This window comes from Maribacter sp. (genome assembly GCA_020629415.1).
GTDB classification, from domain to species: Bacteria; Bacteroidota; Bacteroidia; order Flavobacteriales; family Flavobacteriaceae; genus Maribacter; species Maribacter huludaoensis.
On sequence record JAHDDL010000035.1, the window covers coordinates 20,905 to 38,610 of the forward strand.

The following is a 17,706-nucleotide window of genomic DNA, read 5'->3' on the forward strand; positions in this document are numbered from 1 at the left end:
ACATTGTCTTAAAACACTTTGTTCTTAATGCATTTCATTATGCTTTTCTAACACGATCTTATTGTCATCAATAAATTGAAAAAATGATAATTTTTCATTAGACCCCGTAAATATTAAATTGGTAGATAGCTCAAAAAGATGTGCTTCTGTTTCAAAAAAATGCATCATGTAACCAGCGGTGTTAACAAAGGCAACGTAATCCCCTATTTCCGGTAATTTTGGTAGGGTAATTTTTCGTTTAAGCAACACATCTCTTTCCAAACAATAAGCTCCGGTAAAAAATACATCTACATCTTTATCATTTTCAACCTCAGAGTTATATAGCATATAGGGGTCCAAAAGAAAATCTGCACTTGAGCTCATCATTTGGCTCATATTCATTTCTAGCCCTACTAACCATTGCCCTTTGGCATCTTTTTTTCTGTGGATTACTTTCGCAACCGTTATTCCTACTTGGTCCAATAGCGATCTACCTGGCTCAATGCGTATCTCTATATTATTTTTAAGCAACAAAGATGCTACCGATAACCCTGATGCTTCATCCATAAAATCTAGCACCTCTTTTATAAAAGAACCTTTATTTATCTTATTGAAGTACGGGTAGGTATTCAATTTACCATTCAACTTGCCATCTTCTAGCCTAAAGCCCAATCCATTATCATTGAAAGTAATATCATTGTTCTGGTTTAATACAGCATCTTTTAATTTTTCATTGAAATTCGTCCACTCTTTTTCTTCTTCTAAATAGTTCATTAAAATTCCGCCGCCTATATCTATGAACGAAATAGGGTATCCTTTTTCTTTTAAGGTTGAAACAATTTTTATACTAGCTATTAAACTTACACTTCGTTGGTGAGTAGAATAACTATCCAAATGAAAATGTAGTCCTGTAACTTCCAATAAATCAAAAGTTTTACCCTCGCCAACGTAAGAACCTATAAAATCTACTACGTCTTTTACATCAAATCCAAAACGACTATACAGTTTCTCACCATCAACCTCAAAACCGCTAATGCGAAAACCTACTTTTGCCTTTTTATTAAGTTTTGTAGCAACAGTCTGGGTCAACCTACATTCATCTTCATTATCCAAAATAATAGGTACACCATGTTCAATTGCCAACTTTATTTGTGCTTCTGTCTTTATTGCTGCGGTCAGCACTAAATTTTCACTATTACCACCTAATGCCAATGATTGTTCCAATTCCTTAAAACTGGCGGTATCTACACCTATACCAGAAGCAAATGCCTGTTTTACGAGACCTTTGGATTTGTTTGCCTTTCTTGCATAGAAAATTCTGTATTTAAGACCGTACGAATTAAAGACCTGTTTATAGATTTCACAATTTTGATTAAAAGATGGTAAATGATGAATGTTTATGGGCGAACCATATCTTTCTATTAAACCATTTATAAGCCCTGTATCTATAAAAATCTCATGCATCCAATCAGAAGTTTTTGGAGTAAGTTGATATTTTGGCTTCCCTTTATAGTACATTTTCTTCTTTTTTAACTTTAGCGATTCTTCCATCTAATCTTAATATTTCTTTGCAAACAGATTTTGCCCAGATTGTTGCAAAATCATTTCTGGTTCTTGATAAGGTATCGTTATCGCATGTTATACCTTCCGTTGGTGTTCCGTAAAATGAAATATTTGGGTTGGCATGACCATTTTTATCAATTGCGTTTCCCTCTTTATTAATTTCAATGCAACCCGGTCTATATTTTGTATTTAACTTATTTTCAAATTCGCGAATTATTCCATTTTCTAGCAAATTTTGATAAAGTTCATTTCTAAACTTACCTTCCTTAGCTCTTGATATTGTTGCGTTTACCAAATAATCTACTACAGTTTCTTGTTGATTTTTAATTGATAATCTAAAATTGCCATCGTAATTATTGTGTGAAACGTTTGCCGATTTAGCATAAGAAAAATCTAAAATACCTGCCTTACTTAAAGCCAGCATCTTTTGCATATTTTTAATAGGCGGACCATAGGAAAGCCTATTGAACAATCCGAAGTAATAGACATCGAATTTTTTATGGGAACCTGCATCCAAACCACCAAAGCTATAAAGTTCATTGAAAATGGGACTTATTTTACGCCAGGTGCCTACTGCTGCCATGAACGGACTTTTATCTTCCCCTAATTTAGTTTCATTTATCAAAAACTCTATATACACCTGCAATAGTACCGATGTTAATTTAGGCTCCTCCTTAAAAGGATCTACTATGGAGTCCCAATTAAAAACGGGACACTCAGGGTAGTCTTCATGAAAATATTGTACTTGGTTCTCTATTACGGTAAAATCTTTATCAAAATAGAATTGATGACCATAATTTTTAAACAGTACGCGGTAGTAGGCAAAATAAAATTCTCTTTTGATCAAAGGCAACAACGTACAACTAAAACTAATGGGTTTGTTGCGTTGCAGTTCTGCCACTACTTCTTTGGTAAAAAAATACAAATCGGTTTCAGACGTAGGTAATCCATTTCTGGGTACCATGGGCAAACCTGTTCTTGAAAATGGATAGATTTTTGAAGGCTCATCCCCGGAAGAACTATATTTCAATACTCCCTTATCATTCTTCATAAATTTACCATTTCTACCTTCCGTCAAAGCTAAAATGGCATCAATAGCGGTCAAGCCAAAACCTTTTACGGCAACCGCAGATTCTGCTTTTAAGGACTCTAATTTTTCATTGGTGGGATAAATAAAATCAACCTTGTTTTTTAATACATTATTATTTGGTTGCTGAGATTTAAAAGAATGGTGACCAGTAGTAAAAAGAACCTTGTTGCATGAAACTACCTGCTTTTCATGACTTGTACCATTTGTATAGAATATTTGATAATTATTATTCTTATCTAACATATTGGTAACTGTACCAATGTGTGTTACTACCTTTATATGCTCTGGTAAATGATCTAAAACAGATTGATAACATGCCGCCAAATACTTACCAACTAATGCTCTGGGCGCGTATTTTCCCTGTGCGGTGTCCTTATAACCATTTTGGGTCAGCCAAGTGACAAAATCCGGAGTAGAACCGGCTATTGAAAAAGGTTCTTTTAATAACCAACTGTTGATATGGCGGTTGGCATAGTTCATAATTAAATATTCAGGTTGATCAGTTCTATAAACATCTCCCGACGCCAAAAATTTGGTAGTATTGAAAATATGAATTTGTATAGGCTTAGAAATCTGAGCTTCATTTAAAAAAGCCACCAATCTTTCAAAACCATAAAATCCTTTAGGTCCAAAACCAACAATTCCTATGTTATATGCGCTATTGTCCTTCATAAATCAATCTGTCTACCAACCTCCCAAAGGAGTAAATGCGTTTCTACTTTCCGGTAATTCTTTTAATAACCAATCTTTGTTATAAATTGTATCTAAATAGCGCTCACCGCGATCACATAAAAACAGTGCACAATTACTGCCCGCCTCTATATTTTTTCCATATTTTTTAACTGCACTTATCATACCCCCAGATGAACCACCACATAAAATAGATTCGTTTTCCAATAACGACCAACAACCTCTGGCACAATCAACATCATCTACGTACACGTAATCATGGATTTTTTTGGTATCTAGAAATTGTGATGGTACGCCTGCCCCATGACCGGGAATCAATCTTTTTAAAGGAGGACCTCCAAATAGCACACTGCCAACCGCATCTACCGCTATAATCTTAACATCAAGATTGTTTTCATAAATATAATCCGCACAACCCATTAAAGTACCGCAGGTACTTGTTGCCACAAATAGGTAGTCTAATTTGCCCTCTAAAGAATCCATAATCTCCGTCATGGTTTTATGATGGGTCAAAGGATTATCTTGATTACCATATTGGTTAGACCAAAAACTGTTTGGAATGCTGATCAACAAATATTGAACGCGCTCTAATCTTGCCGCTAAAAACCCTCCATCTTCTTTTGGTTCTGTAACTTTCTCTATACGGGCACCATACGTTTTTAGGATTTTCTCTGTATGCGGATTTAATTTAGGGTCTACAACCACAATTAAATTAAGGCCATAATACAAACATGCCTGTGCCAAACCCACGGCCATATTACCCGAACTTGACTCTATAACCGTATCTCCCTTTTTTATTCTACCATCGGCAAATGCTTGTTGTAATATAAAAAGAGAGGTTCTGTCTTTTATACTCCCAGCTGGGTTAGCAGCTTCTAGCTTACCTAAAAGGTTAAACTTATTGTGCCCTAAAATTTTGTTTAATCTTACCAAGGGTGTATGGCCTATAGTTTCTATAATGGATTCAGAAACAGTATCCGAAATATTTTGTGTTATCATATTCAATAGATTATTATCCAAGAGGAAAAAATGAGGATTGTTTACTTTGCTAAAAGTACTTGGATGATAACTCTTTATATACCGCTATTCAATAATTAAATAACTCTTTCGGTTTTAAGTCAAAAAAGGAAATAAAAAGCTCCATTTTCATAGACTGATCAAAAAGATAATTCACAACTCTGACAATCAGTATTTTAAATTAAAAATGTTTTTTTTATGACTTTTACTTTCAGAAGAAAATTTTAAGATTATTTGTTATCAAATCTCAGTCTTTTTCTAAAAAAATACCTAATTTCAGGGAACTCAAACAAATAGGAAAAACGAATGGCAAATTTCAGTTTAAAAGTTAACGGACAAACGAAAGAAGTAGATGTAGATCCTTCTACACCAATGCTTTGGGTATTGCGAGACCATTTAAAATTAGTAGGTACAAAATTTGGTTGCGGTATTGCACAATGTGGTGCATGTACCGTTCATTTGGGCGATAATGCCGTTAGGTCTTGTCAACTACCCGTATCAGCAGTTGGCGAACAATCAATAACAACTATTGAAGGCCTCTCTGAAAACGGAGATCACCCGGTTCAAAAAGCTTGGTTAGAAGAAGATGTGTACCAATGTGGGTATTGCCAAGCGGGTCAAATTATGAATGCCAGCGCATTTTTAAAGAGAAATCCTAACCCTACCGATACTGAAATTGAAGATGCTATGAACGGTAATATCTGTCGTTGTGGTACTTATACGCGCATAAAGAAAGCTATAAAAAATGCTTCCACTATTTCTAACGCGTAATTTTTGTCCCATAATTACGGGATTTAACCTTCAAAAAATAAAAAGATGACACTTATTAAAACAACATACAATAGACGTTCCTTCTTAAAAACCGGTTCGCTTGCAGGTGGCGGAATGATCTTAGGCTTTAGTTGGCTAGCATCTTGCAAACCTACCCCTGAGCAAGTCAACAATATACCAAAAGAATGGTTTGATATAAATAGCTTTCTAAAAATTGGCGATAATGGTATGGTAACCATTATGTCCCCAAACCCAGAGATAGGACAGAACGTAAAAACTTCCATGCCCATGATCGTTGCAGATGAACTTGGTGTAGATTGGAAAAATGTTATCGTAGAACAAGCGCCCCTGAACACTGATATTTTTCAACGACAATTGGCAGGTGGAAGCCAGTCTATACGTGTTGGTTGGTCCGGTCTAAGAATGGCAGGTGCTACAGCAAGGCACATGTTAGTCGCTGCGGCTGCCGAAGCTTGGCAGGTAGATGCTTCTGAAATAACGGTAAGTGCCGGTGTTATCAGTCACACCGCATCGAACAATTCAGCAGGTTTTGGCGAAATGGCATCGAAAGCGGCTACGATGCCCGTTCCAGAAGAAGTAAAACTTAAAGAATCTAGTAATTTTGATATTATAGGTACCGACAGACGTAATGTTGACGGACCAAGTATTGTCACAGGCAAACCCTTATTCGGTATAGATATTCAAGAAGAAGGTATGTTGATTGCCATGATCGTTCACCCTCCGGCCTTTGGGTTGACCTATAAATCCATGAATGCAAATGACGTAAAATCTATGCCGGGCATTAAAGATGTTTTCCCTATTGACGCCTACAAAGATGATACTGAAAAACAATGGTCAGATGGCGGCGCAATTAACAAACTTGTTGCAATTGTCGGTGAAAGTACATGGCAGTGTATGCAAGCAAAAAAGGCGTTAAATGTAACTTGGGAAGAAACATCGGCACTAGAAAGTACAAAAGGGCATGATGAAGCTTTGACAAAATTATTGAACACTTCTTCTAAAAAGCCGGCTCGTAAAGATGGTGATGTGGAAAGTGCATTTAGAAAAGCCGATAAGGTTATTGAACGTACGTATAGCGCACCATTTTTAGCACACAATACCATGGAGCCCATGAACTTCTTTGCAGATGTTAATGGAGAAAGGGCGTTATTGAACGGTCCCATACAAACACCTGAGTTTTTAGAAAAAACATTGGCATCTAGATTAGGTTTACCAGTTGAAAAAATTGGTATTAAAATGACCCGTATGGGTGGTGGTTTTGGTAGACGCCTCTATGGAACATTTGGAGTAGAAGCTGCGGTGATTTCACAAAAAATGCAAGCTCCCATAAAATTAGTATATACCCGAGAGGATGATATGACGCAAGGTACCTATCGCCCTACCTATAAAGTTAAATATAAAGCAGGCTTGGATAAAGAGGGCAACTTACTTGCATGGCACGTTAAAGGTGCCGGGTCTAATGACGACCTACTTTTTGAAAATAGATTTCCGGCAGGTGCCGTAGATAATTATCTAGCAGAAAAATTTAGTTTAGAAACCAATGTAACTACAGGCGCATGGCGTGCTCCACGATCTAATTTCGTTGCGGGTGCGGAACAGGCATTTATTGATGAAGTTGCAGAAGCCGCAGGTAAAGATCCTATTGAGTTCAGACTGGAACTTTTTGACAGAGCGATTAAAAATCCTGTTGGTGAACCGGAAAAGAACGATTACGACCCCGAGCGTTATGCCGGTGTTTTAAAATTGGTAAGGGATAAATCGGGTTGGTCTAAAGGGCAAGGTAATGCCAAAAGAGGTGTTTCTGCCTATTACTGCCATAACTCTTATGTTGCACAGGTTTTAGACTTAAATGATGATACGGATGCTCCAAAAGTTGATAAAGTATGGTGTGCGGTAGATTGCGGAATCGTAATTAATCCAATGGCCGCAAAAAACCAAATTGAAGGTGGTATTATAGATGGCATAGGACATGCCACCTATAGTGAAATGACCTTTGAAAACGGGCAACCACAACACAAGAATTTTGACACCTATCGCTTAATAAGACATAAGGAAGCACCTAAAGAAATAGAAACGTTCTTTGTGGATAACGGAATTGACCCAACAGGTTTGGGAGAGCCGTCATTACCTCCAATAATTGGCGCATTGGCCAATGCTCTTTACAAGGCTACAGGACAAAGACATTATAATCAACCGTTTATTACGGAGAAATCCGTAATAGGTTAATACCCTTATGCTATTGTAATACTAAAACGCCAGAATAAAAATTCTGGCGTTTTTTTAGTTTATATTTTAAATTTCAATACCGCCCTCAAATAACTTCTAGAATCGTTATCTATTGTAAGTATGGTATTATTGTCTCCATCTTTTAGCTTATTGCTTAAACTAAAATTATAAGCGGCGCGTAGATCTAGCTGAAAGTGATCGGTAAAGTGATACTCATATTGTAAACCACCATTGATCAATGACATATTTATTAATTCGGCAAACTCGTTTTCGTTCACCAAAGCTCCGTTTTGAATGTTTGAGGTAAAACCATCTAACTGCGCATATAGTTTAATACGATGTTTATCCGATAAATGATATTGAAGATTCGATTTCGGAATCCCTAAATTATAAGACCAATCCGGTCTGAACTTCCTATAATAACTAATAAAAGGTAGTGGAAATACATATCCCCTATTTTGTGAATAAGATAGCCCCACAATTAAACGTGAAGGTCTTTCAATATCTTTTTCAAACTTTTTTATAAAAACCAGATCTCCTGAAAACACAGCGTCTTCCGCAGATAAATTTCTTGCAGCATTATTTGTACTTATCCCAGGCTGTATACGCACACCTAAACGCCATCCATTTTTTAAGGGTTTTGTAAAACCAATGGTAAAATCCAATAGCTTAAAATCGTTTAACAGCTCCCTATCAAAAGGAAGGTCATTATCCTTAAAACGTAAGTGTACATTACTATAATCAACACCTAAAAATAAAAATTGTCCTTCTTTTCTAAGTTTTAAAGGATAATTGACCAAAAATCTAGACCTCGTATATTCTACATCTGATCCTTTGTTGGGTATAAAGGTAAAATCTAATCGAGCTAAATCACTTAATTGTGCCTGTGAAGCCAAGCTGTATATGAATAAAAAAAGTAAAAGAAGTCTAACCCGCATTTTTTGTCAATAGTTTTTATACTACGTAAGCATAATGCAAGTACTATCTTTTTATTGTATTGATTTAGTGATAATAAACTTAAAATTAGCTTAAAACAAAACTAGAGTTATAATTCAAGAATTTTAGCCACTCTTTTAAGTTCTTTATCGAACAAATCTTCAACAACCTCTTTATTATAAAATGGTATCATTCTATCCAGCTTTCTTTTACCCGTCCCAGATTTCATAATCTCCGGAAAAGCCTGTTCCAAAACATCTAACATAATTTTCACCGAGGTAGATGCGCCCGGTGATGCACCCAACAAACATGTAATTCTACCGTCTTTACTACTTACCAATTGTGTACCAAACTCCAACGAACCGCCTTCAAATTCATCTTTTTTTATCGTTTGAACACGTTGTCCTGCAATCATAATTTCCCAATCTTCATTTTTGGCATCCTTAACAAATTGACGCAATGAATCCATACGATCATCAAAGCTCATGGCTACTTGTTCTACCAAATATTTCGTTAGCGGTAAATTATGCCAAAACACGCCCCACATAGATGGTATGTTGTCAAAATTGATTGATTTTAATAAATCTAGATAAGAACCTTCTTTTAAAAACTTTGGACTAAAACCTGCAAACGGACCAAACAACAATTCTCTCTTTCCATTGATATAACGGGTATCTAAATGCGGAACCGACATTGGCGGGTCACCAATACCTGCTTTGCTATATACCTTGGCGTTATGCTGATTTATGATTTCTTGATTTTTACAGACCAACCACTCGCCACTAACGGGAAATCCACCGTAGCCGTCTTTCTCCTCAATTTCAACCTTTTGCAGCAATAAAAGACTACCGCCACCGGCACCGATAAAAACATGTTCGGCATCGATCGTATTCTTCTTACCTGTTTCTAAATTTTTCATCTTCACCAACCATTCTTCATCATGGTCAGGGTCTATGTCTTCAACCTCTGTATGGAACAATACTTCAGTATCATATTCATCTTTAAGTATAGCAAATAATTTTTCCGTTAATGCGCCGTAATTCATCTCGGTTCCCCTATCTATTCGCGATGCTGCCATAACCTCATCTTCAGTACGATTATGCATCATTAAAGGAAACCATTCTTTCATTTTTTCAACTTCTCTAGTAAACTCAATCGAGTTGAACATAAAATGCTCTTTAAAAGCTTTGAAACGATTTTCAAGATAGTTGGCGTTCTCTTCTCCCTTTACCCAGCTATGATGTGGTACGGGAGTGATGAATGATTTAGGGTCTTTGATCAAGCCTTCCGCTACCAAATAGGACCAGTATTGCTTAGAAATTTCAAACTGGGTACAGATGTTAATAGCCTTTCTAATATCTACAGCTCCATCTTCGTTTTCTGGAGTATAATTCAACTCACATAAGGCAGAGTGACCAGTACCTGCATTGTTCCAAGCGGCAGAACTTTCTTGCCCCACTTTACCTAATCGTTCAACGATCAGCACGTTAAGATCTGGCTTCAACTGTTTTACCAATAAAGCCAAGGTAGCACTCATGATACCTGTGCCTACACAAATTAGATCATATTCTTCTCGTAAAACCATTATAAAATTTTAAAATGTAAAATAAAATTAATCCATCACAAACTTAAAGCCTGCGGTAACAATGCTGGAACTAAAGGTACTATTCCTATCATATTTATAGAACTTTACATCTATACTTTTAAGTCCTAGTTTCCAGACATGCATTTTTGTAAAAATATCCGTGTAGGAAACTCCCATTCCAAATTGGTTTGCCGAATATTTAGACAAATCATAATCAGAGGTATAAAACGTATCCGTAGAAAATGCTTCTTCATAACCAAAGAAATAGTCTGCGGCTGACTGCTGGTAAAATCTATAGGATGGGTATACCGTAAACTTATCCGTTAGCTTAATAGGCACTTCTACACTTGCCGTGTGCGAGTTAATACCCCAATCATCAAAATAATATCTATAGTAGGATCGTAACACAACACTTTCATTTATATACCAATTCAACCTTCCGCCACCTGCAACTTTAAAGCGGCTATCCGGTAATTGCTCAATAGCATCCGCAAGTTGAAATTCTTGAATAAATGAATCGGCTATATCTGCAAAATAAACGCGTTGAAAAGGTGTACTCAATAAACCATCTTGCTTTACAAAATCCAAAGCCAATGAACCTTGAAGATTTTTACCTAGAATTTGAGAAAAGCCCAAACCTACCGAATAGGAATTTCTTGTCTCATCTGTAAACTTCTCAAAAGTAGGACTGTAATCTGTGTTCCCAGTAATTGTTTTGTTTAAAAAGAATCCGTTATCCAAACCATTTGCCCCACTTGCAAAAGGTCTTAGTTCCGTTGGGTAAATAGGAGTCCAGGTATCTAAAAATATATTTGCATTAATGCTTACCTCGGTATTTTTTTCATTAAAGAGTTTTGTTAACCCACCACCAAATCCGAATGAAAAATAATCATATTCCGATGACACTGATAGATTTCCAGAGTACATGGTATTTCTATCATCTGAACTATGGGTATATGTGCCGGACAAGTTGGTCCATACATCTGACCTAGAAGCCCCTGTACTTGCAACAAAAGCATCTGCCCTTTCGCTTCCATCAAATGGATCCACATTACTGGAAGATGCAGAGGTGTAGGCAGAAACACCAGCATCAATGGTTAAAATATCATCATCATTCAATGGTACCGATACTATAATAGTTCCCGTAACATCTGTAAGTTCTTCTGTACCAATACCACCGGTAACAGCAGCATTATCACCGTTTTGAGAATAGTAACTGCTCAAGAAATCTACTTCGGCAGTTTGCAACACACGTTTTTTATAAGAGTTGGTTGCACCGGTATTTTGCTGGGCGTAACCAACACCGCATAGCATACATGCAAGGAGTAGCACTATAAATTTAAACTTATGTCTTTGTTGTTTCATTACTTACTAATTACAGCCGCAGCCTCCACCTGTTTTACCTCCATTTGCACCTACCGCTGCTTCTCTATACGAATGCATGGTAATCACATTTCTATCGCACTTTTTATCTTGCAAGGTCATATCCGGATCATTGATATTCACTTTATCGTACTCCTTTAATACCGTGCAGCTACTAAGACCACCAATAATTACCAACACAATTAAAATCCTTTTCATTTTACTTATTTATTTGAATATTCTTAGATGTAATTATTGTACCCAAGTCGTCAATAATGATACACTCTACCTTTGGCAACTGCTCTATTCTATTTAAACCTACTTCTTTACCCATTACAAAAACGGATGTTGCAAGCGCATCTGCAAGTTCTGCCTTTGGGGCAAATACCGTTACGCTAACTATACCCGTTGCCGGATAACCGCTACGGGGATCAATAATATGTGTATATCTGGTATTATTAAAAGTTACGTACTTCTCATAATTACCGGAGGTAACCACCGCTCCATTATCCAAGGGTAATAATGCAAACACTTTGTTTTTATCCATAGGTTTGGTAATGGCTACTTGCCAACTATCACCATTAGGCTGCTTTCCCCATATATTCATGTCCCCAGATGCATTTATAATACCTGCTACCACACCTTTAGAAATCAATAATTCTTTTGCCTTATCCGCCGCATAACCTTTTCCTATTGCTCCAAAACCTATTTTCATACCCTTCAATTTGAGGAAAACGGTATGATCTTCTTTATTCAATAGGATATTTTGATATCCTACTTTAGAAACGGATGCTTTAATGGTTGCTTCTTCGGGCATTTTAGTCATGCTACCGTCAAACTTCCAGATGTTATCCATTGATGCATAACTGATATCAAAGGCACCATCGGTCAATGTAGAAATTCCTATTCCCCTTTGTATTAAATTGAACAATTCCGCATCAACTTTTACAGGTTTTATCCCTGCATTTTTATTAATTTCCGATGTCTGTGAATTTGGGTCCCAAGAAGAAATCAACTTTTCTATTCTTGTTATTTCACTGACAGCCAAATTAATATACTCTTCACCTTCAATAGGATCTTTAGCAACAACCGTAATATCAAAACGGCTACCCATTAATTTCATAGTACGCTTAAAAGGCACTTGAGCCAGAAGCTGCCCAACAGAACAAATCAATACTATGAGAAGTAGTTTTTTCAAGCTATTTTATGAATGAATTTAATTCTGTAATGTATTCTTTTGGTGACAGTTTTTTATAACTGGTTTCGCCATAAACTTTACCATCCGCATTCATTACTACCACGAAGGGGAAGATACCTTGCCGGTTGTACTTTTCTGCCAAAACCTTGTTCTTACCTAATTGCACTACTGGCAATGCATTCTTTTTTCTACGTGGAAAATCTGCTTGCAACATTACGTAATGCTCCTTAGCATAGTCTTTAAATTCATTGGTAGACCATACGGCTCTATCCAGTTTAATACAAGGAGCGCACCAATCCGAACCTTGAAAAACAAGGACAATAGGCAAATTGTGAATTTTAGCAAGTTCTTTTGCTTCAGTAAAATCTGTATGCCAGTCTTGGGCAATAGCGGTACCTAATCCTATGACCAACATCAAAACTGTAATTACATATTTTTTCATAAAATTCAATTCTGCTGTATCAGATTAATACCAAGCACTTTGCAGTATCAACGTTTTAAAAGCCATGGCAATGCAATAGCCTCTATTAGCTTAACGCACCTTTTAGTAAAAATTGTGTACTTGATGATACTGATGTTCACTACTTTAAATGACCAATGTGTTATTATATGTAAGCTAGTCAAGATTTAAGATCGTATTCCACCAAAACTCTTTAAACATCTTTCTCGTTTATATGATTTTCATCATATTTAAAAATACCCTTGATCTATATTTTTGAAACTTGAAAATTAAGAATCAAACACTTATTTTATTTTAAAACTGCAGATCATAAAAACATAATTTTTCAAACAAAAATGTCAGTTTATATATCATAAATAGTATTCCCTGACAAAATCCTATAAATTTGATAAACACTAATCCCTTTTATTCGTGAGTAAAGCTATATATATTGTTACTACAGAACCCAATAGTGGAAAATCTATTGTCTCATTAGGTCTTATGCAACTTCTTTTAGGTAGAACTGCCAAGGTTGGTTATTTCAGACCTATTATCGATGATGTTCCCAAAGGGAAAACCGACAATCATATTGACACTGTTTTAAGCTACTTTAATGTAGATATGAAACCAGAAGAAGCTTATGCCTACACGCGTAGCCAAGTGGTTCAATTAAAAAACCTAGACAAAGACGATGAAATTGTAGGGCATATTATACACAAGTATAAAACTATAGAAAAGAAGTTCGATTTCGTTTTAGTGGAAGGAACCGATTTTTCTGGAGAAGGTGCCATAATTGAATGGGACATTAATGTTCTTATTGCAAAAAACTTAGGTATACCGGCAGTTATTCTGGCAAGCGGAAAAAATAAAACTCTAGATGAGTTAGTTGGTAACCTTTACATGGCTTACGACTCTTTTAAAGAGAAAGGTGTTGAAGTTCTGCTCATTGTAGCCAATAAAGTACAACCAGAAAATGTTACTGTTGTTTCCAATGGTTTAAAAGAAAAACTACCCAATGACGTATTGGTAGGTACCATACCTGTAAACCCTATTTTAGGAAGCCCTACTTTAAAGGAAATTGCCCAAGAACTAGATGCCACGATTCTTTTTGGTGAAAATTATATCAATAATCAAGTTGGTAGTTTTAGTGTTGGCGCCATGCAATTACGTAACTACATAACGCATTTAAAAGATGATAGCTTGGTAATTACACCTGGTGATCGCGCAGATATTATTTTAGGGGCGCTACAGGCAAATATTTCTACGAACTACCCTAGCTTGTCCGGTATTGTTCTAACCGGTGGATTATTACCGGAAGAATCCATCATAAAGTTGATAGAGGGACTTTCAGACATCATTCCCATTCTATCTGTAGCAAGAGGCACCTTCCATGTCACCAATAAAATAGGGACTATTAGACCTCGTATTTATGCTGAAAATACCGAAAAAATACAGACCTCAATACAAGAGTTCGAAAAATACGTTCCTACCAAAGAATTGGCTGAACTGTTAATCACCTTTAAAGCTAAGGGCATTACCCCTAGAATGTTTCAGTACAACCTTCTGCAGAAAGCCAAATCCTCTAAAAAGCATATTGTACTGCCCGAAGGTTCAGATGAACGTATTTTAATGGCAACCAAAATGCTTATAGATGCCGATGCTGTCAATATTACTCTTTTAGGAAATAGAGCACAAATCATCTCAAAAATTACTGAACTAGATATTGATTTGGATATCAATGCTATCGATATCATTAACCCAACGACATCTGAACAATTTTTGGACTATGCCTCTACCCTTTTTGAATTACGTAAGCATAAAAATGTAAACTTGGCAATGGCCAAAGATTTAATGGAAGACGTATCATATTATGGCACCATGATGGTGTATAAAGGGCATGCTGACGGCATGGTTTCCGGTGCCGTACATACCACCCAACATACCATAAGACCTGCATTACAGTTTATAAAAACAAAGCCCGGTGTTTCTATAGTATCTTCTATATTTTTTATGTGTTTACCCAATAGGGTCACTGTTTTTGGAGATTGTGCCATTAACCCTAATCCTACTTCAGAGCAATTATCTGAAATTGCAATTTCATCTGCGGCAACAAGTGCTGCATTTGGCATAGAACCTAAAGTAGCCATGCTATCATATTCTTCAGGAGCATCGGGTGTTGGTGAAGATGTTGATAGAGTACGAAAAGCTACTGAAATCATAAAAGATAAAAGACCCGACCTAAAAGTGGAAGGTCCAATTCAATATGATGCAGCCGTTGATGCCAAAGTCGGTTTAAGTAAATTGCCCGAATCTGAAGTTGCAGGACAAGCTAGCGTGTTTATATTCCCTGACTTGAATACAGGAAATAATACTTATAAAGCGGTACAAAGAGAAACTGGTGCCTTAGCGATCGGACCAATGTTACAAGGTCTAAATAAACCGGTTAATGATTTAAGCCGAGGTTGTACCGTAGATGATATTTTTAACACCGTAATAATTACTGCTATTCAAGCAGAAGGATTCTAAACCCATTTTCATGAATATTTTAATTATCAACTCTGGTAGCTCATCTATAAAATATCAACTTTTAGATATGCCTTCGGCAAAGATTATTTGCCAAGGATCTATAGAGCGTATTGGTAGTACACAAGCTATTTCAACCTATAAAACGGATACCCACAAGGTTGAAAAAATCTATAAAATTGCAACTCACAAAGCTGGTCTGGAGCGAATTACTTCTCTTTTGCTTGATGCTGAAATGGGCGTGATCGGTAGTACTGAGGAAATAGATGCCATTGGTCATCGTGTGGTACATGGTGGTAAAGATTATGTTGATACTACTTTAATCAATGAAGAAGTTAAACAAAAAATAAAATCACTTTCCCCCCTAGCCCCTTTACACAACCCTGCCAATTTAGAAGGAATACTAATGGCGGAAGAAATTTTTGAATCATCTAAGCAAATCGTTGTTTTCGATACTGCCTTTCATGGTACGTTGCCCATAAAAGCTAAAAAATATGCCGTTCCCAATATCCTGTTCGAAGAAAAGAGAGTTCAGGCTTATGGATTTCATGGTACCAGCCATAAATATGTTTCTGAGAAAGCAAATGAATATCTAGGCAATCAAAATACCAAGCTCATTTCCATTCACTTGGGAAATGGTTGTAGTATTACCGCTATCAAAGATGGTAAGAGCATAGATCACAGTATGGGATTTGCACCGTCTAACGGATTGGTAATGGGTACACGAAGTGGAGATATTGACCATTCCATTATTTTTTATATGGTAAAAACACTTGGGTATAGTTTAGATGAAGTAAATGAACTTTTGAACAAAAAAAGTGGAATGCTAGGCCTTACAGGTTACAATGACCTACGTGATATTGAAGTAGAGGCGAGTAAAGGTAATACCAATTGCATTCTTGCTTTAGAAATGAACGCCTACCGAATTAAAAAATACATAGGTGCCTATATTGCGGCAATGAACGGTTTAGACGCTATTATTTTCACCGCCGGTATTGGAGAAAACTCCAATTTAATGCGTCAACTTGTATGCAAGGATATGGAGTGTTTTAATCTTCACTTAGACGACTCCAAAAATGATTTAAGGTCTAAAAATGTTAGAGAAATAAACACCACGGATTCTAAAGTAAAAATTCTGGTAATCCCTACAAATGAAGAATTAGAAATTGCCAAACAGGTTTACCAGTTATTGGCTTAAACTGTCATACCATAGGTTTGCCTCAATTTAATTACGGTTATCAACAAAAAAAGGGAAGGAGCCTTGCTCCTTCCCTTTTCAACATGTGTTGATGTATGTTATTTAAGTTGTTATTCCACCACGATAAACTCCGATCGTCTGTTAAGCTGATGTCTCTCCTTGCTACATGGAACGTTGTTGCTACAGTTGTTCGTAAGCTCCGTCTCGCCATAGCCTTCGTACGATATCCTGTTGCCCGGTATGCCCGCAGCGATCAGGTAATCCGCAGTCGCCTTTGCCCTGTTGGCGGATAAGCGCATGTTGTACGCATCGTTAGCACGTGAATCGGTATGCGAGCGTACCTGTACGTTCACGCTCGGGTATTCGTGCAAGTATGCCAGTACCTTTTCTATGCTGATCCTTGCATCTTGCCTGATGAAATATTTGTCGAAATCGAAGTAGATCGGTTCTATGTTCAGGTATTTCGCAAGGTCCGTGCCTACTGGTGCCGATGGGTCCACCTGTGCCAATACGATCTCTATTCCGGTAGCGTCCTCCGCCCTTACCGTCATGAAAGTCTTTTTGCCTTCCTCGTAGTCCGCTTTGGTAGCAACTACTTTATAGCTGCCCTCTGCGCAGTTGCCTTCCATCTCGAAAGCTCCGTTCTCGTCGGTGCTCGAGCTCGATACTACCTGGTTGTCCTTGTCGTATACCGTTACCGAGGCATCCGTTAACAGTGCATTGGTCTTTTCGTCCTTCACGATTCCTGCTATATTCGTATGACAGGTGAAGTCCAGCGGCGTCGTTTCCACAAAGCTGTAGATATCGTCGTTCCCCTGTCCTCCTTTTCTGTTCGATGCGAAAAAGCCTTTCTTCGTCTCTTCGTTGATAATGTACGAGAAGTCGTCTTCCTCACCGTTCAAGGGTCGTCCTACGTTGAACACTTCTCCCCTTTCGTTCTTCAGGTCCGTTGCGAAAACGTCAAGTCCCCCAAGTCCCGGGTGACCATCGGATGAGAAATATAGTTTATCGGATTCCGTCACGAACGGGAAGGTCTCCCTTGCTTCGGTATTTATGCGCTCCCCCAAGTTCTTGGGTGTACCGAAACTGCCGTCCTTGTTGATGTCCA

Annotated in this window: 14 protein-coding genes; 4 read left to right on the forward strand and 10 right to left on the reverse strand. The window is 37.1% G+C overall.

All coding sequences use genetic code 11. The features are described from left to right. Nucleotides 1-24: 24 nt before the first annotated feature. From QZ657_RS13455 to sbnA, 3 genes are read right to left on the reverse strand one after another with little or no spacing between them, the layout of a single operon-like run. Complete coding sequence (locus tag QZ657_RS13455) at nucleotides 25-1,530, reverse strand: Y4yA family PLP-dependent enzyme (RefSeq protein ID WP_291967516.1); 1,506 nt, start codon at nucleotides 1,528-1,530, stop codon at nucleotides 25-27. Next, nucleotides 1,487-3,304 carry an FAD/NAD(P)-binding protein gene (locus QZ657_RS13460; protein WP_291967518.1) on the reverse strand — a complete coding sequence of 606 codons (1,818 nt, stop codon included), beginning with the start codon at nucleotides 3,302-3,304 and terminating at the stop codon, nucleotides 1,487-1,489. The genes QZ657_RS13455 and QZ657_RS13460 overlap by 44 nt, the downstream gene beginning before the upstream one ends. Nucleotides 3,305-3,316: 12 nt before the next feature. Then, complete coding sequence (gene sbnA / locus QZ657_RS13465) at nucleotides 3,317-4,321, reverse strand: 2,3-diaminopropionate biosynthesis protein SbnA (RefSeq protein WP_291960757.1); 1,005 nt, start codon at nucleotides 4,319-4,321, stop codon at nucleotides 3,317-3,319. A 324-nt stretch (nucleotides 4,322-4,645) separates the two neighbouring features. Between sbnA and QZ657_RS13470 the strand changes: the two genes are divergently transcribed. Then, nucleotides 4,646-5,110 (forward strand): (2Fe-2S)-binding protein, encoded by a 465-nt coding sequence (locus QZ657_RS13470; protein ID WP_276472820.1) that lies wholly within the window; start codon nucleotides 4,646-4,648, stop codon nucleotides 5,108-5,110. Nucleotides 5,111-5,155: 45 nt separating this feature from the next. Further along, nucleotides 5,156-7,357, forward strand: a complete 2,202-nt coding sequence (locus QZ657_RS13475; RefSeq protein ID WP_291967520.1) for a xanthine dehydrogenase family protein molybdopterin-binding subunit — start codon at nucleotides 5,156-5,158, stop codon at nucleotides 7,355-7,357. A 59-nt stretch (nucleotides 7,358-7,416) separates the two neighbouring features. Here QZ657_RS13475 and QZ657_RS13480 read toward each other — a convergent pair whose 3' ends face one another. The 6 genes from QZ657_RS13480 to QZ657_RS13505 form a co-directional block, all read right to left on the reverse strand. Then, nucleotides 7,417-8,295, reverse strand: coding sequence for a DUF6268 family outer membrane beta-barrel protein (locus QZ657_RS13480; RefSeq protein WP_291967522.1), 879 nt, complete (start codon nucleotides 8,293-8,295; stop codon nucleotides 7,417-7,419). Nucleotides 8,296-8,402: 107 nt separating this feature from the next. Further along, a complete protein-coding gene (gene mqo / locus QZ657_RS13485) occupies nucleotides 8,403-9,878 on the reverse strand; it encodes a malate dehydrogenase (quinone) (RefSeq protein WP_291967523.1) in 1,476 nt (491 codons plus the stop codon). 27 nt (nucleotides 9,879-9,905) lie between these two features. Next, nucleotides 9,906-11,192: a DUF3570 domain-containing protein gene (locus QZ657_RS13490; RefSeq protein ID WP_291967538.1), complete on the reverse strand. Its 1,287-nt coding sequence runs from the start codon at nucleotides 11,190-11,192 to the stop codon at nucleotides 9,906-9,908. 57 nt (nucleotides 11,193-11,249) lie between these two features. Beyond that, entirely contained in the window at nucleotides 11,250-11,459 is a 210-nt protein-coding gene (locus QZ657_RS13495; protein WP_291960763.1) for a DUF4266 domain-containing protein, read from the reverse strand. A gap of 1 nt (nucleotide 11,460) precedes the next feature. Then, nucleotides 11,461-12,438, reverse strand: a complete 978-nt coding sequence (locus tag QZ657_RS13500) for an FAD:protein FMN transferase (protein WP_291967525.1) — start codon at nucleotides 12,436-12,438, stop codon at nucleotides 11,461-11,463. A 1-nt stretch (nucleotide 12,439) separates the two neighbouring features. Then, nucleotides 12,440-12,880, reverse strand: a complete 441-nt coding sequence (locus QZ657_RS13505) for a thioredoxin family protein (RefSeq protein WP_291967527.1) — start codon at nucleotides 12,878-12,880, stop codon at nucleotides 12,440-12,442. Nucleotides 12,881-13,309: 429 nt separating this feature from the next. On the opposite strand from QZ657_RS13505, the gene pta reads away from it, so the two are divergent. Both pta and QZ657_RS13515 read left to right on the forward strand, forming a co-directional pair. After that, the gene (gene pta / locus QZ657_RS13510) at nucleotides 13,310-15,403 is read left to right on the forward strand and encodes a phosphate acetyltransferase (protein ID WP_291967529.1); all 2,094 of its coding nucleotides are present in this window, start codon (nucleotides 13,310-13,312) and stop codon (nucleotides 15,401-15,403) included. A gap of 10 nt (nucleotides 15,404-15,413) precedes the next feature. Further along, nucleotides 15,414-16,598: an acetate/propionate family kinase gene (locus QZ657_RS13515; protein ID WP_291967531.1), complete on the forward strand. Its 1,185-nt coding sequence runs from the start codon at nucleotides 15,414-15,416 to the stop codon at nucleotides 16,596-16,598. Nucleotides 16,599-16,708: 110 nt separating this feature from the next. Here QZ657_RS13515 and QZ657_RS13520 read toward each other — a convergent pair. Continuing rightward, the coding region (locus QZ657_RS13520) for an OmpA family protein (protein ID WP_291967533.1) at nucleotides 16,709-17,706 on the reverse strand (998 nt) is incomplete at its 5' end.

Coding starts and splice junctions, on each gene's coding strand:
- QZ657_RS13480 (WP_291967522.1), bottom strand. CDS start 8,295: ATGCGGGTTAGACTTCTTTTACTTTTTTTATTCATATACAGCTTGGCT.
- mqo (WP_291967523.1), bottom strand. CDS start 9,878: ATGGTTTTACGAGAAGAATATGATCTAATTTGTGTAGGCACAGGTATC.
- QZ657_RS13505 (WP_291967527.1), bottom strand. CDS start 12,880: ATGAAAAAATATGTAATTACAGTTTTGATGTTGGTCATAGGATTAGGT.
- QZ657_RS13515 (WP_291967531.1), top strand. CDS start 15,414: ATGAATATTTTAATTATCAACTCTGGTAGCTCATCTATAAAATATCAA.
- QZ657_RS13470 (WP_276472820.1), top strand. CDS start 4,646: ATGGCAAATTTCAGTTTAAAAGTTAACGGACAAACGAAAGAAGTAGAT.
- QZ657_RS13475 (WP_291967520.1), top strand. CDS start 5,156: ATGACACTTATTAAAACAACATACAATAGACGTTCCTTCTTAAAAACC.
- sbnA (WP_291960757.1), bottom strand. CDS start 4,321: ATGATAACACAAAATATTTCGGATACTGTTTCTGAATCCATTATAGAA.
- QZ657_RS13490 (WP_291967538.1), bottom strand. CDS start 11,192: ATGCTATGCGGTGTTGGTTACGCCCAGCAAAATACCGGTGCAACCAAC.
- QZ657_RS13495 (WP_291960763.1), bottom strand. CDS start 11,459: ATGAAAAGGATTTTAATTGTGTTGGTAATTATTGGTGGTCTTAGTAGC.
- QZ657_RS13455 (WP_291967516.1), bottom strand. CDS start 1,530: ATGGAAGAATCGCTAAAGTTAAAAAAGAAGAAAATGTACTATAAAGGG.
- QZ657_RS13460 (WP_291967518.1), bottom strand. CDS start 3,304: ATGAAGGACAATAGCGCATATAACATAGGAATTGTTGGTTTTGGACCT.